The following is a 21413-nucleotide window of genomic DNA, read 5'->3' as shown; positions in this document are numbered from 1 at the left end:
CCAGCGAGTCTCACGCGCGGTGCTCACAGTCCCACTGTAACTTCATCATTGAACCGCAAATATCCGGCTCACTTAATTGGTTAACTTGACATATGCTGGCCGCAGACAAAGGAAACAGGGGTCGAGCAGCGCAGGCAGTGGAAGTGGTCAGACCACCGGCACGCGGCCTGGCCTGTAAGTCTGATCCCTTGAGCCCAAAAGACTTCACTAGCGGCGAGGCATAGCGCGCTGCGCCTCCTCGGCGATCCGCCCTCCCCAAGTGGCGTATATCACTAGGTTTCCCGGAATCGCAGATCCGGGATCCGACTTGTAGCGGGCAGGTTGCCACTTAAACATTGAAGTGACGGCGGGCGCGAACAAGGAAGGGACCCAAATCATGAGCTACATCACACCCCTGGTAGTCAGCATGGGCAGGTCGACCGTCCGGCTGGCGCTATCCGCGATTTTCGCCGCGCTCGCTGTGGCCGCGATCCTCGTCGGCTCGCTCGTCGCGCCGGCACAGGCGTTTGCGGCCGATGACTCTTGTCCCAGCGTCGAAGTCGTGTTCGCCCGCGGCACGCTTGAGGCACCCGGTGTTGGCGGGACCGGCCAAGCGTTCGTCGACGCGCTCAATGCCCGCCTGCCGGGAAAGACAGTCGACGTGTATGCGGTGAACTACCCTTCGTCGTTGGACTTCGGGCGGGCGGCCGACGGGATCGTCGACGCCAACAGCAAGATTCAGGCGACCGCGACGAGCTGCCCGACCACCAAGATCGTGCTCGGGGGTTACTCGCAGGGCGCGGCAGTAGCCGGCTACACCATCACCGACGCCATTCCGGCCGGATTCGCCCTGCCGGCCGGTATCACCGGCCCCATGGCCGCTGCGATCGCCCCGCACGTCGCGGCAGTGGTCCTGTTCGGAACACCGGATAGCTGGTTTCTAAACCTGGTCGACCACAACGCACCACCCATCACCATCGGCGGCCTCTACACAGCGAAAACCCTTCAGCTGTGTGCTACCGGCGACCCGGTGTGCTTCCCCGGTGGCCTTAACCGGGCCGCGCACAGTTCCTACAAGGACAACGGAATGGCCGACCAGGCAGCCGACTTCGCTGCCCGCCAGTTGGGCGCCCCCGTTCAAGCGACCGCACAGCAAACCGCAGGCGAGGTCGGCGCAGGCCCGAGCAACTGAATGACAGCGTCACCACCCAAACCGGTGGTGATCGATCAACGGCCGGAAGTCAGTCCCCCACAGGACTGCTCCCGGCCGTTGGCCCATTGTGCGACGGCGTCCAGAAGACCGATCCGTTCAGTCATGGGTGCGATCGGAGGCGCGATCCACACGGCCGATCGCTGTAGAGTAATTGATTGACATATCATGCAAAATTACTACTGTTGCGCTTATGCGTACAGCAGTGCAGTTCGGTTCGTACGGCGGCGTCGACATCCTCGGCGTCGAAATGCGACACACCCGCGGCAAGTTGGTGCTGCGACCATGAGCGGCGGCACCTTCGCAGCGCACAGTCGAGACTTTCCGAACGAGTCGCAAGAGTATCGCGAAGCGCGCGATGCGCTGTTTCAACGGGAGGTCGATCTCCAGCGGGAAATGGAGGCCGTCGCGGCACAGCGGAGATCACTACCGCCTGGCGGCGAGATCCTCGAAGACTATGTGTTCGACCGAATCGGCGACGACGGCGCCGCCACGACGGTGCGCTTGTCCGAGCTCTTCGGCGGTTACGACACACTGATGCTCTACCACTACATGTTCCCGCGTCTCTGCGGGGATGATCGGCCCAGGCCGACAAGCGGTATCGGCTCGGAACTGCCCATTGACGAGGGACCGTGCCCATCGTGCACCCCGCTGATCGACATGTGGGATGGCGTGATTGCCCAGCTCGACGGTTTGGGTGGCAATTTGGCGATCGTTGCAAAGGCCCCGATCGAGCAGGTAGCGGCGTTCGCGCAGGAGAGGGGGTGGCGACACATCGGGGTGTTGTCGGGGGCGAATTGCAATTTTCGCCGTGACTACGGCAACGACGGTGCTGACGGCCAGCCTTTACCGCTGCTGACCATTTTCAAGCGCTGGCCCGACGGCGCGATACGGCTGCACTGGGCAGGCGAAATCGTTTTCGCACCCTTTGACACGGATGATTCGGGGCAGGACCCAGAGCACCACGACACAGTGCAGCCGCTCTGGACGCTGTACGACGTGGCCACCTCGCCCCGGTACCGGCACTGGCGACTTGAACACCTAGCGGCGAACTGGTGACGGCGCTAACCCTCGCCGCTCATTCCATTCGTTCGACCCATTGAGCCCGAGATGGCCCCGGCTCGAATGGATCGCTGAAGTACTGCGTCTCGTGGACCACCTCCCCACGCTCAAATTCCATGATGCTGACCACGTAATACGGTTGCTCGTCATACGTCATAACGAGTTCGCTGACCCAAAGATCGCCGCCGCCAAGCATGCGTCGCACGGTGAAGCGTTTCGTGTTCGGCTGGGCAGCGCGCGATGCCTGGATGTTGGCTCGACTGCGGATTCGCTCGCCCGATTGCGGATAGTCAAGAATTGCATCAGCTCGGTAGATTTGGTGTTCCGTCGCAAAGTCGTTGGTATCAGAGGCTTCCCAGTGGCGCCGCAGCGCGCCCCGCACCTCGTCATCACCCAAGGCGATTTCTCCTCCCAGTGGGCGCATCAATGTTCCCTATTTCGGCGGAACTGCGACGCACATGTCAATCCCACACCATAACCCTCTTGGGCCTTACCGTGCGAGCTCGGCAAATCAGGTCGCGACTGAGCGCGGTTCTCGATGCAGAATTGCTTGCAGGACAAGCGAATTGCCCCCGTGAAATCCGTGCTGGTCGTAATCGGCGAACATCGTGGCTAAGCCCTCGGGTCCCGGGGGGACGTCGTCCGGATCCTCGGCCCGCGGTGGGCGTCCCGCTACCCGACTCATCAGCTCGGCGATCTCGACCCGATCGATCATACCGCCGGTCGCGAGCTCGAAAGTGCCGCGCGACAGCCGTGACTCGGCGAAAGCCAATGCAGCCACGTCGGCGACGTCGCGGTAGTCGACGTAGGTCATCTTCGACGAGTTGGACCACGGCGCGACGACGGCGCCGGACTCCAACGCACTCCGATAGGTAGCCTCGGCGCCTCCTGTAGTCCACTGATACTAAATTCGTTACAGTATAGATTTCAGGTTGAGGAGGCGTAACAGGGTGGCTGACGATCTTGAAGCGATTCGGCAGTTGAAGGCGCGTTACTGCCGCTTTCTCGACGCCAAGGACGTCGAGTCCTGGCGCAGCGTGTTCACCCCCGATGTAGTGGTCAAGCTGGACATGGCGGTTTCCACCGGCGGGGCCGATCCGAAGACGGCAGCGCCAGTCGAAGGCGTCGACAACTTCGTGCCAACTGTGATGGCCAGCCTGGAGAACGCCGCCACCATGCACCATTGCCACACCCCCGAGATCACCCTCACTTCACCCATCACCGCAACCGGCATCTGGGCGATGGAAGACTGGGTCATCTTCGGCGGCGGGCAGGAGTTACACGGGGCCGGTCACTACCGCGAGACCTACGAGAAGCAGGACGGCACCTGGCGGATCAAAACCCTGCATCTGACCCGAACCATCCTGAAGATAACCGGTAGCGATGCCGACTGAAGCCGACGCGTCGTTCGACGTGCTGGTCATCGGCGCCGGTTTGTCCGGCCTGTATGCGCGGCGTCGGCTGTGGCAGCTTGGACCGCGGACCCGCGTGCTGGAAATGACCGAAAACGTCGGCGGCACTTGGCCATATAATCGTTACCCCGGCGCTCGCTGTGACATCGAAAGCATGGACTATACCGGCGGAATCCCCGAATACCGACGCCGCTGCGACGAAATCGCGGTCAGCGCATACACCGGTTTTAAGTTGGCTTAGGTGAGCGGCATGTCATTGGCGACGCGCAGTCTTGGCCTCACTCGCGACCTGGCCCGCGAGCTGGGCATGGTTTTACCGCGTACGGTAGCCGGTCTCAACGAATCGACCGGGTGGGTCCCGGTGTCGCCACGTGGCGTGCGTCAGTTCGGCGAGGTGATGCTGGACGAACTTGTGCTGTCCGGGTTTTCGTTGCTGGGTGGTGGCCCAGCGGCGTTGCGGCCGTTGAGTGCTTGCGAAGCGGCGGCCGAAGAATTGTCGGCCCTGGGTATCGACCGGGCGCATGCCGAACCACAACCGTTGCGGGTGCAGGCGGTACGACGCCAGCGCATAGGCGGGCTGGTCTACGAGCGGATGACATTCGAACATGACCCGGCGCTACCGAAGACACTGGAAGCCGACGGTTTGGGTGGCCCGGCGCGGGCGGTTGTTCACCTGCTCCAGCACCGCGACGGCCCGAGGCCGTGGCTGATATGGGTGCACGGCGCCGGCCAGGGACGCGCCGACGACATATTGTTTTCGCGGATCGACCGAGTGCATCGCGGGCTGGGATTCAACGTCGCGATGCCCGTGCAACCCGGCCACGGTTCCCGACGCGGCCAGTGGCCGGTCTACCCGGACATGGATCCACTGGGCAATGTGGCCGGCATGATGCGTGCGGTGTCGGAGGTGCGCGCCGTGGTGCGCTGGGCTCAGTCGCAGGCCACCGCCGTTGTGGTGTCGGGGATTTCGATGGGCACCCCGGTGGCCGCGCTGGTCTCCCACCTGGAGAGGCGGGTCGACGCGGTTGCGCTGTACACCCCGATTCTTGGGCTGAACGCGATGATCGCGCGACACCTCGGGCGGTGGGGTTCTTCACGCGACGGATACCGGGAGCTGCTGCAGTCCTCGGTGGTCTCGAGGCTGACCTCCGTGATCGATCCGCTGGCCGTTGATCCGGCACCACCGCCGCAGCGGCGGCTCATCGTGGGGGCGTGGCATGACCGGATGGCGATGCGCGAGCCGGCAATCGCATTGCAGGAACGTTGGGCCGGCCAGTTGTACTGGTATGACGGCGGCCATGTCGGGCACGTGTTCTCCCGGCGGGTGCAAAAGGTCACCGAACGATTCCTGCAAGGAGTTGTCAATTGAGCGATCGCACGCTTGACGAATTGGGCTACTACCTGCTGGCTGGGGCCGGCGGCGAGGGCCCGGCAACCTTGATGGACGAGGCTCGCCGCGGCGAGGAGTTGGGCTTCGGGACCGCGTTCATCTCCGAGCGCTGGAACGTCAAAGAAGCGTCGTCTTTGGTCGGTGCCGCGTGCGCGGTGACTAGCCGGATGCAGATCGCCACTGCGGCAACCAATCACAACACCCGTCACCCGCTGATCACCGGATCGTGGGCGACCACCATGCATCGGCTTTCCGGCGGCCGGTTCACTTTGGGTATCGGCCGCGGCATCGCCGCGATCTACGGGGCATTCGGCATCCCTGCGGTGACGACTGCACAGATGGAGGATTGGGCCCAGGTCATGCGCCGGCTGTGGCGCGGCGAGGTGATCGTCAACCACGACGGGCCGATGGGTCAGTACCCCATTCTGTTTCTCGACCCCGATTTCAACGAAGACATCCGACTGGCGCTGGTGGCTTTCGCGCCCAACACGCTTGCGCTCGGCGGCCGCGTTTTCGACGACGTCATCCTGCACATCTACTTCACCCCGGAGACGTTGCAGCGCTGCGTCAAAACCGTCAAAGCAGCCGCGGAAGAAGCGGGCCGTGACCCGGATAGCGTACGGGTGTGGTCGTGCTTCGCGACGGTAGGTGATCACCTTCCCGAACAGCTGCGGCTGAAGAAAACCGTCGCACGGCTGGCCACCTATCTACAGGGCTACGGCGACCTGATGGTGCGGACTAACGACTGGGATCCTGCCGTGCTGCAACGCTTTCGGGAGGACTCCGTGGTGACGTCGATCGCCGGCGGGATCGATCACAAGGCCAGCCACGAGCAGATCGAACACATCGCCACGTTGATTCCCGACGAATGGCTGGAACCGTCGGCCACCGGGTCGGCCGAGCAGTGCGTGGCTCGCATCCGCAAGGAATTCGGCTACGGCGCCGACGCGGTGATCATGCACGGCGCCACGCCCGATGAGCTCGAGCCCATCGTCGCGGCCTATCCAGCGACCTGATAAGAAAAGCTATGTCGGAGTACCTGAAGTACGTAAAGGAAAAGGTCATTATCGTGACCGGCGCAGCAAGCGGGTTCGGCAGGCTGATTTCGGAAAAGTGTGCCGCCGGTGGCGCGAACGTGGTCGGCGTGGACGTCAACGTCGAAGGCTTGAACGAGGTCTTCGAAGGCATCCGGGCCGCTGGCTTCGAAGGGACCACCCATATCGCGGACGTCGCCGACATGGCCCAGGTCCAGGCGGCGGGCCAACACGCCGTCGACACTTACGGTCGCATCGACGTGATGGTGAACAACGCCGGCGTGATGCCGCTGGCGTTCTTTGCCGATCACGAACGCGCATGGGAGAAATGGCACAAGGCAATCGATATCAACATCAAAGGTGTCGTGAACGGCATCTCAGCCTTCTACGACACGATGATCACGCAGGGCCGCGGCCAGGTCGTCAACATTTCGTCCATCTACGGCAACGCCGGGACCGAAGGCTCCGGTGTCTACAGCGCGACCAAGGCGGCAGTCGATGTGATCTCGGATTCGTTGCGGGTCGAGGCCCAAGGCAGGATCAAGGTGACCACGGTCAAGCCGACCGGTGTCCTTGGAACCAATCTCGCCGGCGGGGTCGTCAACGAAGCGGCGATCATCGGCATCGTCGGGCAGAAAGGCGCCCAGTTCCTCGAGAATGCCGGCAACTTGCAGACCGGAGCCCTTCGACCCGAGCAGACGGACGTGGACTCAGTGGAGTACTGGCTGATCACTCCCGATGACCTGGCAAACGCGGTGGTACATGTCATTGACCAGCCGTGGGGAATCAACATCAGCGACGTGACGGTACGCGCGAGCGGCGAGAATTACGTCTGCTGACCCTCAGGGCATGATGACGGTCCGGCTGACCGGCTCGGCGGCGGCTTGCCGACTCGACAGGCCTCGTTGCAGGGAAGCCCGCAGCGCGTCACGGGTTTCGCGGGGATCGATGAGTTCGTCGAAGCCCATGTGTTCGGCCGACCGGTAGGACGCTTGCAGCTCGGCATCGCGCAGCTTGGCCGAGAGGTCCTCGCCCGCGTGCGATGCCTTGCTCAGCGCTGCCGCGCTCATCGCGCCCATCGTCGCGCCGGGGTAGGCGAGGGTCGCGACCTGGTGGTCGAAACTCAGCAGCGACATCACCATCGAGCCGAACCCATACGCCTTGCGCAGGGTGAGGTGCAGCTTCAACGTGGTGACCGCGGTCTGGGCGGCAAACATGCGCGCCCCGGCACGCAATACGCCGCTGCGCTCGGACCGGCTGCCGGGCAGCATGCCCGGATTGTCGGCGAGAAAGACGATCGGCAGGTGGAACGAATCGGCCACCATGATGAAGTGCGCCGCCTTGTCTGCGGCGTCGGCATCGATGGAGCCGGCCAGCACCTGCGGCTGGTTGGCCACCACCGCGACCGGGTGGCCGCCCAGATGAGCCAGCGCGCAGATGATCGCCTTGCCGAACTGCGGCTGCACCTCGAACCAGTCGGGTCGGTCGAAGATCACGTCGAGCACGGCGCGGATGTCGTAGATGCGGCGGTTGTCGCGGGAGACGATGTCGAGCAGCTCCGGTGTCTGCCGCGGTTCGCTTGTGTCGTCGGGCGGCAGCGACGACGGGTACGACCACGCGCTGGGCGGGAAGTATGACAGGTAGCGGCGGACGTCGTCCAGCACGGTTTCGTCGTCCTCGGCGACGTTATGGATCACCCCGCTGGGCAGTGCGACATCCGGTCCGCCGAGGTCCTCCTTCGAGATGTCTTCTCCGGTCGACTCTTTGACCACAGGAGGCCCGGCGGTGAAGATGGCGCCTTGCCGGCTCATGATCCGGAAGTCACACACCGGGGCCACCAATGCGCCGTGTCCGGCCGACGGGCCCAGGACCGCGGCGACGGTCGGCACCCGACCTGAGCACTGCGCCTGGGCGAGCAGGTCGGTCGGGCTGCGCCCATAGTGTCCGCCGGTGGGACGAAAGCCGGCGCCTTCGAGCAGCATCACTAGCGGAATCTTGTCGCGCAGCGCCAGTTCGGCGATCCGGTAGCGCTTGGAGTTGCCGCCCGGCCCGATGCTGCCGGCCATCGTGGTGAAGTCCTCGGCACCGAGCATCACCGGAGAGCCGTTGATCAAGCCGGAGCCGACGATGATCCCGTCGGCGGCGATCTCACCGCCGACCATGGTGCCGATTTCGCGAAATGTCCCCGGGTCTAGGAGGTGGTCGATCCGTGCCCGCGCATCGAGCTTGCCCTTGCCGCGGTGTTTGGCAAGCCGCTCCGCACCGCCCAGCGCCCGGGTGCGCTGGCGGCGACGGTCGAGGTCGTCGAGCGTTTCCTGCCAGTCGGCGGAGTTCGTCATGGCCATGTCCTCACTCGTCGGCCGTCACGTACTGAAGTGCTTACTGTAGCGTCTGCGGGAGGAGGACGGCCACCGGCCGCATGACGACACGGAGACGGAGTGGCGCGATGACGATCCGGCTGACGGTGGACGAGGCATGGGAAGCCGTCGAATCGGCGCATACCGGAATTCTGACAACCCTTCGCCGCGACGGTATGCCGATTGCGTTGCCGGTGTGGTTTGTGGTCGACGATCGCAGCATCGCGATGATGACCCCGGCTGGCACCAAGAAAATCACCCGCGTCCGGCATGATCCACGGGCGTCTTTCCTGGTCGAGTCGGGGGAGCGGTACACCGAGCTACGCGCCGTCCATCTCACCGGACATGTCCAAGTGGTCGAGGATGCCCCGACCATGTCCCGAATCGAGGCTGCTGTCAACGACAAGTACGCGGCGTTTCGCCCGCCTACTGCCAGCTTGCCGGCGGCGGCTCAGGCCTACTACGCCAAGCAGGTGTTTCTGCGCTTCGTGCCGGACGGCAGAATCCTGACCTGGGACAACGCCCGCATCCCGATGAAGTAGCTGATGTCGCAGGGCTTTTGCGCCACGCCGGAGTCGACGTTGACCCTACCGAATAGCTTACTGTAGCTTTTCAAGTATGACGCCTGAGTGCTCCCAGCTGCGGGGGAGCGCGCGCGGATGACCGCCACCATTGCGTCGGGCCTCAAGGTCGACGGCGGCATTTTCACCGACCTCGCCCGCGTGCCGGAGTTGGCGGGCGCCCTCGAGCAACAGGGCTACGACGCCTGCTGGACCGGCGAAATCAACCACGATCCGTTTCTGCCGCTGCTGCTGGCCGCTGAACACACCACGCGACTCGAACTCGGCACCAGTATCGCGGTGGCGTTCGCGCGCAACCCCATGATCGTCGCCAACCTCGGTTGGGACCTGCAGACCTACTCGCAGGGCCGCTTCATCCTTGGCCTGGGCACCCAGATCAAGCCGCACATCGAGAAGCGCTTCAGTATGCCCTGGAGTCATCCGGTGGCCCGGATGCGCGAGTTCGTGCAAGCGCTGCACGCGATCTGGTCGGCATGGAAGGACGGCACCAGGCTGCGGTTCGAGGGCGAGTTCTACACGCACAAGCTGATGACGCCGATGTTCACCCCTGAGCCGCAACCGTTTTCGGTGCCCAAGATCTTCATCGCCGCAGTCGGCGAATCGATGACCGAGATGTGCGGCGAGGTCGCCGACGGCCTACTGGCCCATGCGTTCACCACCCGGCGCTATTTGCATGAGGTGACGTTGCCTGCGGTGCATCGTGGCCTGCGGAGTTCTGGCCGCGATCGGCGCAAATTCCAGGTGGCCTGCCCGGTGTTCGTGGTGACCGGCAGCGATGAGGCCGAATTGACGCTCGGTGCGGCCGGTGTCCGCAAGCAAATTGCCTTCTACGGGTCAACGCCGGCCTACCGCAAGGTCCTCGAACTGCACGGTTGGGGGGACGTCGCGACGGAGCTACATCGACTTTCACTGCAGGGCGAATGGGATGCCATGGGCGCGCTGATTGACGACGAGATCCTGGACGCCTTCGCGGTCGTCGCGACGTACGACGCGCTCGCAGCTGCGCTCCAAGATCGCTGCGACGGCGTCATCGACCGGGTCATGCCGTCGTTTCCGCGCACCGCTTCCAAGACCACGATCACCGCCGTACTACAAGAGTTGCGTCAGCAAGGAGCTGCCGATGAGCACGCCGACGATGGATGAAGCTGCCAAGGTCCTGGCCGATCCGCTGGCGTATGCCGACGAGCCGAAGTTGCATGCGGCGCTGGCTCATCTGCGTGCCAACGCCCCGGTGTCCTGGGTCGAGGTGCCGAATTACCGGCCGTTCTGGGCGATTACCAAGCATGCCGACATCATGGACATCGAGCGCGACAACGTACTGTTCAGCAACTGGCCCCGCCCGGTCCTGACGACGACGGAGGGCGACGAGCTGCAGGCCGCCGCCGGTGTGCGCACACTGATCCACCTGGACGACCCCCAGCATCGGGTGGTACGGGCAATCGGCGCGGACTGGTTTCTTCCAAAGGCGATGCGAGCGCTGAAGGTTCGCGTCGATGAGCTGGCCAAGATTTACGTCGACAAGATGATGGCGGTGGGCCCCGAATGCGATTTCGTCCAGGAGGTCGCGGTCAATTACCCGCTCTACGTGATCATGTCGCTGTTGGGGATCCCCGAGTCAGACTTTCCCCGAATGCTCAAGCTCACCCAGGAGCTATTCGGCAGCGACGACAGCGAGTTCAAACGCGGCAGCTCCAACGAGGATCAGCTGCCAGCGTTGCTCGACATGTTTCAGTACTTCAATGGCGTCACCGCCGCGCGTCGTGCAGACCCGACCGACGACCTCGCATCCGCTATAGCCAACGCCCGCATCGACGGTGAGCCGCTGTCCGACATCGACACGGTGTCCTATTACCTCATCGTCGCAACCGCCGGCCACGACACCACCAGCGCGACGATCTCCGGCGGCCTGCATGCGCTCGTCGAGAACCCGGACCAGCTGGACCGGTTGCGAGACAATCTCGACCTGATGCCGCTGGCCACTGAAGAGATGATCCGATGGGTCACCCCGGTCAAGGAATTCATGCGCACCGCCGCCGAAGACACCACCGTGCGCGGCGTTCCGATCGCGGCAGGGGAGTCGGTGCTGTTGTCCTACGTTTCGGCGAATCGCGACGAGGATGTCTTCACCGATCCGTTCCGCTTCGACGTTGGCCGCGATCCGAACAAACACTTGGCATTCGGCTGTGGTGTGCACTTCTGCCTGGGGGCAGCGCTGGCCCGCATGGAGGTCAACAGCTTTTTCACCGAGCTGTTGCCGCGGGTGAAATCCATTGAGTTGACCGGGGCTCCGCAACACACCGCAACCACCTTCGTCGGTGGACTCAAACACCTCCCGGTTCGCTATCAATTCCACTGAATATGGTTAACAGTGGGCAAACACAGGCCCTTGATCAGGAACACCGTCAGGCAGAAATGCCAAATAACTACCAATCTGAGGATCTCCCGTGATAGACCCACCGGTAGGGATATCCTTTACGGCTTCGTAGGAGGAATTAAGGTCATGGCTGTCGCACGGTGCATCACCGCAACCGGTTTTCTCGCCGGTCTTGCTCTCGGACTAGCCGCTCCCGCCGGCGCATGGGGACCGCCCGGCCCTGCACCGTTTCCCGCTGACTTCGAGACGAACGGCCACTACATAGGGACTCAGATAAACGCAAAAACCGGTCAGCCGCTCATGATCGAGGGTCATCCGGTCACCAACGACTGGTACTTCACTCCCTGCGGTGACGGATGCATCTCAGCAGCTCACTCCCCCGGCGGACCGCCGTTGGGGCAGTATAATTTGGTGAATGGCCAATGGGTGATGGACACCACCGATGAGGCAGAATGCCCGGACGGTACCAGGGTTCCCAACGCCATTGCTGCCCACCGCACGTTGGACCCGAACACCCTCACGGGCACGATCCAAGAAACCGGTATTCAGCCCGCCTGCGGCAATCCATCCGGGATGTCAAAGACTGTGGACTTCCAATTCCAGCTGGCGCCCTGACCTAGCGGCTCGAATCCTCGCTCCGCGCGTCGGCTCTACTCCTAGACTCGCACCATCGTGACTTTTGCGCGCTGAGGATGCGGGAGCAGGCCTGTGTTGGGTGTTCATCATGCGGCAATCTGCACCGCCGATGTCGACCGGTCGTTGAGATTCTGGCGAGACGGGCTGGGATTCACCGAGCTGTTCGACCACACGTTCCGCGGTGACTGGCCGAAGCTCTTCGGGGCTCACTCCGATCAGCTGCGGTCGATATTCCTGGGCGATCCGCAAAACCCGGACACCGGGATCGTCGAACTCGTGGTCTTCGAGGGAGCTGACGACGCGGCGGCCCCGACGCCGCACCCCCGGCACGGATTCTTCCTGCTCTCGCTGCAGCGTGACGTCGATGCGACGCTGTCCGGCTTGGCCGCTTTGGGTTTCACCGACGACGTGCGTCGCATCAGTGTGCCCGCACCGGCCGGCGCGACGGTACCGATGGCGGTCATCACCGCACCCGACGGCGTACTAATTGAGTTGATCGGCGCGCCGGCATGAGCAGCCTAGTGACGGGCGGTGCGTCGGGTATCGGGCGAGAAGTCGCCGGCCGGTTGCGCGATGTGGGTCACGACGTCGTGGTGTGGGACCAAGCCGGCGGCGACATCGATTGCGACATCAGCGATCCGGACGCGGTTACGGCGGCAATGAGCCACACCGTGGACGAGCATGGTGTGCCCACGCGGGTGGTGGCCTGTGCGGGCATCGGCGCGTCAGGCACGTTGCTGGCGGAGTCGGTTGAGCAGTGGCAGCGGGTGCTTGCGGTAAACCTCACCGGCACCTGGCTGACCATTCGGGCCGCGGCTCAGGCGATGATCGACGCGGAAGCCGGTGGATCGATCGTTGTGGTTTCCAGCATCAGCGGAACGGTCGCCGACCGGGACATGGGCGCCTACTGCGTGTCCAAAGCGGGGTTGAACATGCTGGTCAGGGTCGCAGCTGTGGAGTGGGGCAGCTACGGCATCCGGGTGAACGCCGTCGGGCCCGGCGTCACCCGGACACCGATGCTGGGCGAACCGGAGCAACTTCCCGGCTGGGTGGAGGGGTTGTGTGAGCGCACCGCATTGGGACGCCTCGGAGAAGCCGCCGATGTGGCTGCTGTCATCATTGGTGTCCTCGAATTACCTTGGGTGACAGGCCAGGTCGTGCACGCCGACGGTGGCCTCGCGCTGCACAGCCCAATCGACGCGTACGGTCAGACGCAGCGATTACGCGGGGCGGTCACGCCGCGCCGAAATCGATGACACCACGCACGATTTCACCGTTGAGCAGGTCTGTGTAGGCATCGTTGATGTCGTCGAGCCGGTATCGTCTGGTGATCATCTCGTCGAGCAGCAGTTGCCCGGTCTCATAAAGCCTGGCCAGCCGGAAGATGTCCGACTTTGGGTTGCAAGAGCCGAATACGGTGCCGGCCAGCGTCTTGTTCATCAGGATGAAATCCTGCAGGTCGATCTTGACTGAATGGGTCAACTGCGAGGTCATGCCGGTCAGCACGCAGGTCCCGCCCTTGCGGGTCATCTTCACCGCATCGCGCACGTCCTCGGGGGTGACCAGAGACGGCGAGACCACGACGGCGTCGGCCATCACCCCGTAGGTCAAACCACTGACAAGGTCGAGCGCCTCGGATGCCGTCGCGGCGCTGTGGGTGGCACCGAATTTCATCGCCGATTTCTGCTTGAACTCCACCGGGTCGACGGCGATGATCTGCGCGGCGCCGTTGATTCGCGCACCCTGGATCGCACCGGTCCCGATGCCGCCGACGCCGACGACCACGACGGTGTCGCCCGCCCGCATATTGGAGCGGTTCGCGACCGAACCGTATCCGGTCGGAATGGCGCACGAGAGCAGCGCGCTCGGCGCGAGGGGCAGGTGCCGCTCGATCTTCACAAGCGAGTTCGTTGACACCACAGTGTGTTGGGCAAAGGCACCGACCTTCGCCAGATGGCCGAGATCTTTGCCCTCGGCGGTGTGGTGGCGAAAGGTGCCGTCGGTCGGCATCCCCGGGGTCAGCGTTCCGATGCCCTCATCGCACAGGTATTCCATACCGGTTGCACACCAGCGACATTGGCCGCAGACCGCGACGAACGACATCACCACATGGTCGCCGGGCTCGAAATCGGTGACGCCGTCGCCGACTTCGCGCACGATGCCGGATCCCTCGTGGCCGCCGATGGTGGGAAACATCGTCGGCAGTCCCATTGCCCTAAGGACTTCGTTGGGCGCCGCCATGTCGCCCTTGAGGATGTGGTCGTCGGAGTGGCACAGCCCGGCGGCGGCCATCTGGACGAGAACTTCGCCGGCGCGCGGCGGGTCTAGCTCGAATTCCTCAACGGACCACGGGCCGCCGACATCATGCAGAATCGCCGCCCGGCTTTTCATGACACCGGGGTAAAGGTGACCGGAAGCTTGTTGGGCGACCGGAAGGTGAGGCCGACGATTCTCGCGTCGTCTCCGGTTCCGTCGTCGGTCTCCAGGGCCAAGTTCGCGACCCGGTCGAGCAAGCTGTTCAGCATCACCTGGGTTTCCAACCGCGCCAAGTGCATTCCGAGACACATGTGGATGCCGCCGGCGAACGCGATGTGTGCTTGGCGCGGGCGGCAGATGTCGAACGTGTTGGAGTCGGTCCAGCGGTGCTCGTCGCGGTTGGCCGAGCCTATACACATGTCGATCTGTGCGTTGGCCGGGATTGTCTTGCCACCTATTTCGACATCCTCGGTGGTGGTCCGCATGACCATTGTGAGCGGGGTTTCCACCCGCAGGCCCTCTTCGATGGCGGCGGGTATCAGTGAGCGGTCCCGGTAGATCATCGCCAACTGTTCGGGGTGGGTGAGCAACAGGTACAACAGGTTGCCCGACGAGCGGTAGGTGGTCTCCAATCCGGCGGGCAGCAGCAGACGGAGAAACGAGATGATGGCTTCGTCGGTGAGCTTCTCGCCGTCGATTTCGGCGGCGACCAGGTCGCCGATGATGTCGTTGGTTGCTTTGCGGCGCCGCTGTTCGACCTGGTCGAGGAAATAGCCATGCAACTCGTTCGCCGCGTTCAGCCCCGCCATGATGTCGGTCGGGATCGAAATGAGGTCAAGCGACAGCCGCCGGAACAAGTCGAGATCTTCAGGGGGCAGTCCGAGCAACACGGAGATGATCCGGGTCGGAAACTCGAACGTCAGCGCCTTCACCAGGTCGGCGTGTCCGTCGCTCTTGATCTCATCGATCAGCTGATCGCACACCGGCCCGATAACCGACGGTTCCCAGCGTTCCAGCGCGGTGGCGCGAAATGCCTTGGCCACCAAGCTGCGGTGATCGTGGTGCTCTTTGCCGCCCATCGCCAAGATGGTGTGGCCCATCACCAAACCGATGGTCTTGTCGTATTCGGCGGAGGTGAAGATCCGGTCGTCGCGGAAAGCCTGGAACACGCCGTCGTAGCCGAACAAAACCCACTCGTCGTCCGGCCGCAGTTCCTCGGGCATCTGCGTGTGGTCCATCAACGAGCCGTGCCAGACCGGATCGATGTGCCTCATGTATTCGAAGAACGGATAGGGGCTGGTTTCGCCGGTGAAGTCGAGAGTGACGGGTTGGCCGTCGGGGTCGGTGCTGAGCGTCATTCAGCGCTCCCTTCTGAGCAACCGTGGAATTTCGCTATCATAATATAAATAGCAACGAAGCCCAACGGCTTGTGGTGGTTACCGTAACAGGGACAGTATTGACCTGCATGATCGTTAGGGAGGCGGTGATCCGGCCGTGTTGAAACGCCGCTTGGTGTGCTCCCTCGACGAGTTGCCGCCGGGCGCGATGAAGCTGGTCGACGTCGGGAAGTTCGGCGTGGGCGTCTACAACGTGCAGGGGTCTTTGCACGCCATCGTCAACTACTGCTCTCACGAGGGTGCGCCACTGTGTCTGGGCTACACCGGCGGAACCAACGAAGTCGACCGTGACGCGCCGGACGGGCTGCGGCGCACCCGCGACGGGCAGATCGTTCGGTGCCCTTGGCACAATTGGGAATTCGACATCACCACCGGATGCAATATCGCTGACCCGCAGCGACGAATCCGCACCTACCAAGTCGACGTCAGCGACGGCGAAGTGTACGTGACAGCATGAGTACTACGGTCGGCCCGGTTATCGACAGTAATGTTCAGCCGCATTTCGGCTCCAACGCCGAAATCCGGCGTTACCTCCCCGCCGCCCACCAATTACGGGCGATCCCCGACGTCGAACAGCAGTGGTATCAAGCCCCGGGCGGCGACTATCGCCAAGACCTCTACGGAGAGCACTACCCAGGGTCTGATCCGGAAACCGTCGCCCGTCATCTCTTTGACGACGCCGGGGTGCAGTACGCCATCTTGAACCCGTTGACCCGCGGCAACATTGCCGACTATCTGCTCAACAGCCGAATCTGTGCGGCGGTCAACGACTGGCTGTTGGACCGATGGCTGGAGCCAGACACCGCCGACCGATTCCGCGGCAGCATCCGGGTCAACCCCGAGGACCCCAAAGGTGCGGTCGCCGAGATCGAGCGCCTGGCCGCACATCCCAAGCTGGTACAGGTCGGCGTTCCGATGCAGTCCCGCGAGCCATACGGCAAACCACAGTTCGAGCCGATCTGGGAGACCGCCGCCGCCTACGGGTTGCCGGTTGCGGTGCACATCAACGGTGGCAACGGTGTCGACTATCCGCCGACGTTCGCCGGCCATGCGCACACTTACCCCGGCTACGCGGCCTTCATGCCGCTGAACTACTTCGTCCACCTTGCGACGCTCATCGTCGAAGGCGTTTTCGGCAGGCATCCGAGCCTGAAATTTGTTTTCGCCGACGGCGGCTATGACATCCTCACCCCGCTGATGTGGCGGCTGGACACGTTCTGGCTGTCGATGCGGTACCAAACGCCCTGGGTCGACCGCTATCCCAGCGAGTACCTACCCGCGCATGTGCGGTTTTGTTCGTCCGCGTTCGACGGGCCGACCGACACCGGTCAGACGCAGCGCTGGATGGACTTCACCGGCAAGGCCGACCTGCTGATGTATGGATCGAGCTACCCGCACTGGTCGACGTCGCCGCCAGACGTGGCGGCCTCGGGTCTCGACGCTGCACAATGCGACAAGGTGTTGTGGCAAAACGCCAGCGAGCTCTACGGGCTTGCAGTAAAGGGGCTTGGAGCAAATAAGGGGCTTGGGGAGAAGGAGACAGCCCGATGACCACGATCGAACGCGTCGAACCGCAGACCGAGATCGCGGTCGCCATCGTCGACACCGACGTCCACCCGCTACCCGTCTCGCCAGAGGTGCTCAAGTCATATGCGCCCGCCGACTGGGTCGACAAGATCTGGCCGACCGGAAACGCGGTCAACCCAGTACCGCATTTTTACGACACCCCGGACTCATACAAGACCAATTCCCTGCGGGTCGACGCGGCCCCGCCCGATGGCGGTTTCGCCGGTAGCGATCCCGACTATGCGGCCAAACAATTGCTGGTCGACGCCGGCGTCAGCATCGCGTCACTGGAGCCGATGTGCGACGCGCAGCTGCCGCAGGCCGAGCATGTGCTGAAATCCACCTACAACGACTGGCTCGCCGACGTCTGGCTGGATCACAACAACGCGCACGGTCGCTGGCGCGGTTCGATCAGCGTCAGCGCGCAGGTACCTGAGCAGGCGGCGCGCGAAGTCGAGCGGTGGGCCGGACACTCCTACATGGCGCAGGTGTTGATGACGCCGCAAACTCGTGGAATCCCTTTCGGCAACCCACATTTCGATCCGCTTTACGCGGCTGCGTCTCGAAACGGCCTCCCGGTGGCGACCCACTTGATGGGGCAGACGCCGTTCGAGCTGATTCCGGTCTACCCGGTCGGCAATCCCGCGCACTGGCACGATTTCTTTGCCGCTTGGCCGCTGCTCTACGTGTCGCATTTGATGAGCCTGGTGTTCGACGGCGCATTCGACCGGCACCCCGATCTGCGGGTGGTATTCATCGAGGGCGGCTTCACCTGGGCGATGCCGGTGATGTCGCGGATGGACCGGATCTGGGAAGCCCGCCGTGCCGACCTGCCGCACGTCCGTCGCCGGCCCTCGGAGTATGTCCGCGAACATGTCCGGTTCACCACCCAGCCGCTGGAAGACACCGACGTAAGACAGTTCCGCGAGTATCTGGAAATGATGGACCTCGGCGACAACCTGATGTTCTCGACGGACTACCCGCACTGGAGTTATGACTCGCCGGCCTATGCGATCAACCGTTTCCCTGCGGCGCACCGGGAGCGAATCATGCGCGGCAACGCGACGGCGTTGTACGGGCTGCCAGCGACGGTGAAAGCCCTGCCCGGGGAGCAGCCCCCCGGTCGGTGTCAGTTTCGAGTGAGGCATTGACCGGGTGGGCCGCCAGGCTGAGTGTGCTGGTCGATGAATACGACACAAAATGGTCGGCCCTCGATTTCGCGGGGCTCGCCGACCTCTGGGAAGACGACACGCCGCAACCGGTGTATATCGGGGACGAGTACGCGATGCCGCTGATCGGCGCCGACGAACTCGACCGACACTGGGCACGGGTCGCCGGGCGCCTCAAGCGCGCGTCGGTGTCGTCAGAGCTGCGGTCGGCCGATCTGCTGGCCGACGGCTTCGCGCGTTGCGTCGTGTTCAGCCGATGGAGGTTCACCGGACGGGAATCCGACGTCGAGCACAGCGGCAGCAGTTGGATCACCTGGCTGGTGGTGGCGCGCGGCGAGAAGTACCGCATCTTTCACCACATGGAGTCACAGGTCTACCTTGACGACGGTTTGGCTGACGATCGTTCAAGACGCCGGAAAGATGAGACGGCATGACGACCGAGACTGATCGCGTGCAGCCGAATCGGCCCGCAGGGCCCAGAGGAATTGGCCGAATCGACCCGGCGCTGCGCGACGCCGCAGGCAGCCTGGACATCGTCGAATTCCGTGCGGAGTCACTTCCCGCCGAGCGCGAGCGTGCCGATCGGCTGGCTGCCGAGCGCGCGGCGGCCGTCGACACCGGCAGCGTCGAGATCGAAGACCGCGCCATCACCGGACCGGGGGGTCGGCGGCTTGGCCTGCGGCTCTACCGCGGTTTGACCAAGTCGGCAGCACCGCTGGCGCTATATGCCCACGGCGGCGGCTTCGTGACTGGAAATCTTGATACCGACCATCCGCACTGCGTGGACCTGGCCCGCGCGGCCGGCTGCCTTGTCGTGTCGGTCGACTACCGGCTGGCGCCGGAGCATCCGGGCCCGGCAGCACTCGATGACGTCGAAGCGGCGTTTCGCTACGCCGTCGAGAACAGCGCCCGCCTCGGCGCGGACGGCACTCGCGTGGTGGTGATGGGCCGGGACGCGGGCGCGGCGCTGGTCGCTGCCTTGGCCCAGCGCATGTTCGACCACGAGGGTCCGCCGATCCTGGCTCAGGTGCTGCACCAGCCGATGCTCGACTGCGACGCGACGCCGTCGCGACGGGAATTCCAGCGCACGCCGGGACTCAACGGCCCGGCCGTAAGCCGCGCGTGGGGCCATTACCTCGGGCACAGCGCCGCAACGGCTCAACAGGTACCGGCCCACCGGGCGAACTTGGAAGGGTTGCCGCCGGCGTTCATCAGTTGCGCAGAGATCGACCCGTGTCGCGACGAAGCCATCGACTACGCCAACCGGCTGCTGCACAACTATGTTCACACCGAATTGCACGTTGTTGCGGCCACGTTCCACGGGTTCGATTCAGCGGTGCCGGAGTGGGTTGTCTCCCGGGAAAGCGCCGCGTTGCACGCTCAGGTGCTTCGCCGCTCGTTCGCTATCTAGCGGCCGCGCCACCCCGAGCGTGCAGCTATCGCTGTGCGTGGGCTCGCGCTAGACCGGCTGGAACTTGGTGATCAGCCACTTGCCGTGCACCTTGGTCAGCGACACCAGCACGCTGCTCGCCGCCATCGCCGGATCGGGCCGGTCTTTGCTGGTGGTGGCCTCGTTGATGTAGACCAGCACGACCGCCGAATCCGGGTGCAATTCGGAGACCCCGGCGCCAATGACCTGAGCAACGGTCACCACATCCTTTCCCTTAACCGCCGGCGCCACGACTTCCCGGATGCGCTTCTCGTAGTCGTTCAGGAAATTACCGGTGAGATGGGATTTTGCTGCGGTCACGTCCTGGTCCAGAGTTTCCGACTTGTAGGACAGCAGCGCGGTCATGCCTTCCTGTGCGGCGGTGGTCACCGCATGGACGGTCTGAGCATCGGTCTGCTCATCGGGCCGGTACTGGGTGACGTACAACCACGCCGCCAGCGCGCTGGACAGCAGGAGCAGCACGACGAGAACGACCGGGACAATTTTGACGCGGCGCTGTGCGACCTCGTCACCGAGGGACGAGGGCGTGTCAGGCGCGGTCGTCTCGTCGTCCTGCTGCGCTTCCTCGGCGGCGTCCGCGGTCTTGTCGATCTCTACCCCGTCGCTGGGCTCCAGATCGGACGCGCCCTCGACCGCCTGCTGCTCGGTCTTGTCGTCGGTGCTCATAACACGAACTCAACTTTCGACATCTTCAGTTGATCGCCGTCGTGGACCACTGAAACCCGGAACCGAAAAGCCCGTAGATCGTCTTTGGCGCCAGCCGAATTGGTGACGCGTTCGTTGGCCAAGATCAGGACAACGGCGGAGTCATTACTCATCGACTCAACCGCGCTGGCCACCACCGACCCTTCGGTGACCGCTTTGGAATCTTTCACCACCGATGTGAAATCGTCGGCGCGACGCTGGAAGTCGTCCCGGAATTCGCCGGTGGCACTGTCGAGTACCCGCTGGACATCTTCCTTGGCCTTGTTGAAGTCCAGCGACGTCAGGTTGATTACGCCTTGCTTGGCGGCAGCGATGAACGCTGCGGATCGCTGCCGTTCCGCCTGCACGGTGTGGTGATGCCACAGCATCCATCCGCTAGTTCCAAGCAGACCGCAGATGGCGACGATGGCGGCCGCGGTGAGCGGCTTGGATAACCCGGACACGTTCGGCACCCGCAATCGCCGGCGGGTTGCCTCGGTTGGCGCCGCGGGTGACTCTGCGGCCTTGGCCGGTTCGGGCGTCTCGGGCGCCTCCGCGGTGGCGTCTGCGGCTTCGACGACCGCGGTGGTCTCGTCGGCGTTCTGCTCTGCCTGTGCTTGCGCCTCACGCCGCAATTTGATGGCGCGAGCGCGGGCGCGCGCCGCCGCAGCCAGCGCTTCTGCCTCAGCGGCTTCAGCCTCGGCTTGCTCGGCCAACGCGGTCGCGTCGGCCTTGGCCTTGGCGGAATCCTGCGGCCGTTCGCCCGCCTCAGCCATGGCGATTACAGCTTCTCGACGTCATTATCGACTGAACTCCGGTATCTCTTACTGTATTGCTCATTGCTACCATCGAAGGC

24 protein-coding genes and 1 pseudogene are annotated in these 21413 nt (G+C 63.8%); 18 read left to right on the top strand and 7 right to left on the bottom strand.

The window, feature by feature from the left end:
• Positions 1 to 406 precede the first annotated feature (406 nt).
• Positions 407 to 1171, top strand: a complete 765-nt coding sequence (locus WAN71_RS07075; RefSeq protein ID WP_422224653.1) for a cutinase family protein — start codon at positions 407 to 409, stop codon at positions 1169 to 1171.
• A gap of 303 nt (positions 1172 to 1474) precedes the next feature.
• Positions 1475 to 2248: a DUF899 family protein gene (locus tag WAN71_RS07070; RefSeq protein ID WP_422224648.1), complete on the top strand. Its 774-nt coding sequence runs from the start codon at positions 1475 to 1477 to the stop codon at positions 2246 to 2248.
• A 19-nt stretch (positions 2249 to 2267) separates the two neighbouring features.
• Here the strand turns inward: WAN71_RS07070 and WAN71_RS07065 are convergent, their stop codons facing one another.
• Both WAN71_RS07065 and WAN71_RS07060 read right to left on the bottom strand, forming a co-directional pair.
• Complete coding sequence (locus tag WAN71_RS07065; RefSeq protein WP_422224647.1) at positions 2268 to 2675, bottom strand: nuclear transport factor 2 family protein; 408 nt, start codon at positions 2673 to 2675, stop codon at positions 2268 to 2270.
• 87 nt (positions 2676 to 2762) lie between these two features.
• Positions 2763 to 3110 carry a hypothetical protein gene (locus WAN71_RS07060; protein WP_422224646.1) on the bottom strand — a complete coding sequence of 116 codons (348 nt, stop codon included), beginning with the start codon at positions 3108 to 3110 and terminating at the stop codon, positions 2763 to 2765.
• A 91-nt stretch (positions 3111 to 3201) separates the two neighbouring features.
• Between WAN71_RS07060 and WAN71_RS07055 the strand changes: the two genes are divergently transcribed.
• The 5 genes and pseudogenes from WAN71_RS07055 (at position 3202) to WAN71_RS07035 (ending at position 6926) form a co-directional block, all read left to right on the top strand.
• A complete protein-coding gene (locus WAN71_RS07055; RefSeq protein ID WP_422224645.1) occupies positions 3202 to 3645 on the top strand; it encodes a nuclear transport factor 2 family protein in 444 nt (147 codons plus the stop codon).
• A pseudogene (locus tag WAN71_RS07050) lies at positions 3635 to 3844 on the top strand (NAD(P)-binding protein); the annotation flags it as partial. The gene WAN71_RS07055 and the pseudogene WAN71_RS07050, both read left to right, overlap by 11 nt.
• Before the next feature lie 69 nt (positions 3845 to 3913).
• The gene (locus tag WAN71_RS07045) at positions 3914 to 5032 is read left to right on the top strand and encodes an alpha/beta hydrolase (protein WP_422224644.1); all 1119 of its coding nucleotides are present in this window, start codon (positions 3914 to 3916) and stop codon (positions 5030 to 5032) included.
• Positions 5029 to 6069 (top strand): TIGR03857 family LLM class F420-dependent oxidoreductase, encoded by a 1041-nt coding sequence (locus WAN71_RS07040; RefSeq protein WP_422224643.1) that lies wholly within the window; start codon positions 5029 to 5031, stop codon positions 6067 to 6069. Before WAN71_RS07045 ends, WAN71_RS07040 begins: the two co-directional genes overlap by 4 nt.
• 11 nt (positions 6070 to 6080) lie before the next feature.
• A complete protein-coding gene (locus tag WAN71_RS07035) occupies positions 6081 to 6926 on the top strand; it encodes an SDR family oxidoreductase (protein WP_422224642.1) in 846 nt (281 codons plus the stop codon).
• Between the two features lie 3 nt (positions 6927 to 6929).
• Here the strand turns inward: WAN71_RS07035 and WAN71_RS07030 are convergent, their stop codons facing one another.
• Positions 6930 to 8426 carry an acyl-CoA carboxylase subunit beta gene (locus tag WAN71_RS07030; protein ID WP_422224641.1) on the bottom strand — a complete coding sequence of 499 codons (1497 nt, stop codon included), beginning with the start codon at positions 8424 to 8426 and terminating at the stop codon, positions 6930 to 6932.
• A gap of 107 nt (positions 8427 to 8533) precedes the next feature.
• Here WAN71_RS07030 and WAN71_RS07025 point away from each other — a divergent pair, with 107 nt between their 5' ends.
• The 6 genes from WAN71_RS07025 to WAN71_RS07000 all read left to right on the top strand — a co-directional run bounded on the left by WAN71_RS07025 (position 8534) and on the right by WAN71_RS07000 (position 13291).
• Positions 8534 to 8986, top strand: a complete 453-nt coding sequence (locus tag WAN71_RS07025) for a pyridoxamine 5'-phosphate oxidase family protein (RefSeq protein ID WP_422224640.1) — start codon at positions 8534 to 8536, stop codon at positions 8984 to 8986.
• A 117-nt stretch (positions 8987 to 9103) separates the two neighbouring features.
• Positions 9104 to 10168, top strand: coding sequence for an LLM class F420-dependent oxidoreductase (locus WAN71_RS07020; RefSeq protein WP_422224639.1), 1065 nt, complete (start codon positions 9104 to 9106; stop codon positions 10166 to 10168).
• A complete protein-coding gene (locus WAN71_RS07015; RefSeq protein ID WP_422224652.1) occupies positions 10161 to 11381 on the top strand; it encodes a cytochrome P450 in 1221 nt (406 codons plus the stop codon). Before WAN71_RS07020 ends, WAN71_RS07015 begins: the two co-directional genes overlap by 8 nt.
• Positions 11382 to 11525: 144 nt before the next feature.
• Positions 11526 to 12014 (top strand): hypothetical protein, encoded by a 489-nt coding sequence (locus WAN71_RS07010; protein WP_422224638.1) that lies wholly within the window; start codon positions 11526 to 11528, stop codon positions 12012 to 12014.
• A gap of 96 nt (positions 12015 to 12110) precedes the next feature.
• On the top strand, positions 12111 to 12548 hold the full coding sequence (locus tag WAN71_RS07005; protein WP_422224637.1) for a VOC family protein: 438 nt from the start codon (positions 12111 to 12113) through the stop codon (positions 12546 to 12548).
• Complete coding sequence (locus tag WAN71_RS07000; RefSeq protein ID WP_422224636.1) at positions 12545 to 13291, top strand: SDR family NAD(P)-dependent oxidoreductase; 747 nt, start codon at positions 12545 to 12547, stop codon at positions 13289 to 13291. The genes WAN71_RS07005 and WAN71_RS07000 overlap by 4 nt, the downstream gene beginning before the upstream one ends.
• Here WAN71_RS07000 and WAN71_RS06995 read toward each other — a convergent pair.
• Both WAN71_RS06995 and WAN71_RS06990 read right to left on the bottom strand, forming a co-directional pair.
• Positions 13269 to 14426, bottom strand: a complete 1158-nt coding sequence (locus WAN71_RS06995; protein WP_422224635.1) for a Zn-dependent alcohol dehydrogenase — start codon at positions 14424 to 14426, stop codon at positions 13269 to 13271. The genes WAN71_RS07000 and WAN71_RS06995 overlap by 23 nt on opposite strands.
• Positions 14423 to 15649, bottom strand: coding sequence for a cytochrome P450 (locus tag WAN71_RS06990; protein ID WP_422224634.1), 1227 nt, complete (start codon positions 15647 to 15649; stop codon positions 14423 to 14425). Before WAN71_RS06990 ends, WAN71_RS06995 begins: the two co-directional genes overlap by 4 nt.
• A gap of 136 nt (positions 15650 to 15785) precedes the next feature.
• Between WAN71_RS06990 and WAN71_RS06985 the strand changes: the two genes are divergently transcribed.
• The 5 genes from WAN71_RS06985 to WAN71_RS06965 are packed head-to-tail and all read left to right on the top strand — an operon-like array spanning position 15786 to position 19834.
• Positions 15786 to 16145: a Rieske (2Fe-2S) protein gene (locus WAN71_RS06985; RefSeq protein ID WP_422224633.1), complete on the top strand. Its 360-nt coding sequence runs from the start codon at positions 15786 to 15788 to the stop codon at positions 16143 to 16145.
• Positions 16142 to 17239 carry an amidohydrolase family protein gene (locus WAN71_RS06980; protein ID WP_422224632.1) on the top strand — a complete coding sequence of 366 codons (1098 nt, stop codon included), beginning with the start codon at positions 16142 to 16144 and terminating at the stop codon, positions 17237 to 17239. The genes WAN71_RS06985 and WAN71_RS06980 overlap by 4 nt, the downstream gene beginning before the upstream one ends.
• Positions 17236 to 18405, top strand: a complete 1170-nt coding sequence (locus WAN71_RS06975; RefSeq protein WP_422224631.1) for an amidohydrolase family protein — start codon at positions 17236 to 17238, stop codon at positions 18403 to 18405. Before WAN71_RS06980 ends, WAN71_RS06975 begins: the two co-directional genes overlap by 4 nt.
• Positions 18381 to 18857: a hypothetical protein gene (locus WAN71_RS06970; RefSeq protein ID WP_422224630.1), complete on the top strand. Its 477-nt coding sequence runs from the start codon at positions 18381 to 18383 to the stop codon at positions 18855 to 18857. Before WAN71_RS06975 ends, WAN71_RS06970 begins: the two co-directional genes overlap by 25 nt.
• Positions 18854 to 19834 carry an alpha/beta hydrolase gene (locus WAN71_RS06965; RefSeq protein ID WP_422224629.1) on the top strand — a complete coding sequence of 327 codons (981 nt, stop codon included), beginning with the start codon at positions 18854 to 18856 and terminating at the stop codon, positions 19832 to 19834. The genes WAN71_RS06970 and WAN71_RS06965 overlap by 4 nt, the downstream gene beginning before the upstream one ends.
• A 48-nt stretch (positions 19835 to 19882) precedes the next feature.
• On the opposite strand, the gene WAN71_RS06960 is transcribed toward WAN71_RS06965, so the two are convergent.
• Together WAN71_RS06960 and WAN71_RS06955 are read right to left on the bottom strand one after the other, a co-directional pair.
• Positions 19883 to 20539: a hypothetical protein gene (locus WAN71_RS06960; protein WP_422224628.1), complete on the bottom strand. Its 657-nt coding sequence runs from the start codon at positions 20537 to 20539 to the stop codon at positions 19883 to 19885.
• The gene (locus WAN71_RS06955) at positions 20536 to 21333 is read right to left on the bottom strand and encodes a hypothetical protein (RefSeq protein WP_422224627.1); all 798 of its coding nucleotides are present in this window, start codon (positions 21331 to 21333) and stop codon (positions 20536 to 20538) included. The genes WAN71_RS06960 and WAN71_RS06955 overlap by 4 nt, the downstream gene beginning before the upstream one ends.
• Positions 21334 to 21413: the final 80 nt, after the last annotated feature.

Source organism: Mycobacterium sp. (assembly GCF_049280035.1).
Taxonomy (GTDB): domain Bacteria; phylum Actinomycetota; class Actinomycetes; order Mycobacteriales; family Mycobacteriaceae; genus Mycobacterium.
Note: the sequence above shows the minus strand (reverse complement) of the source record. Positions and strands in the feature narration are given on the sequence as shown.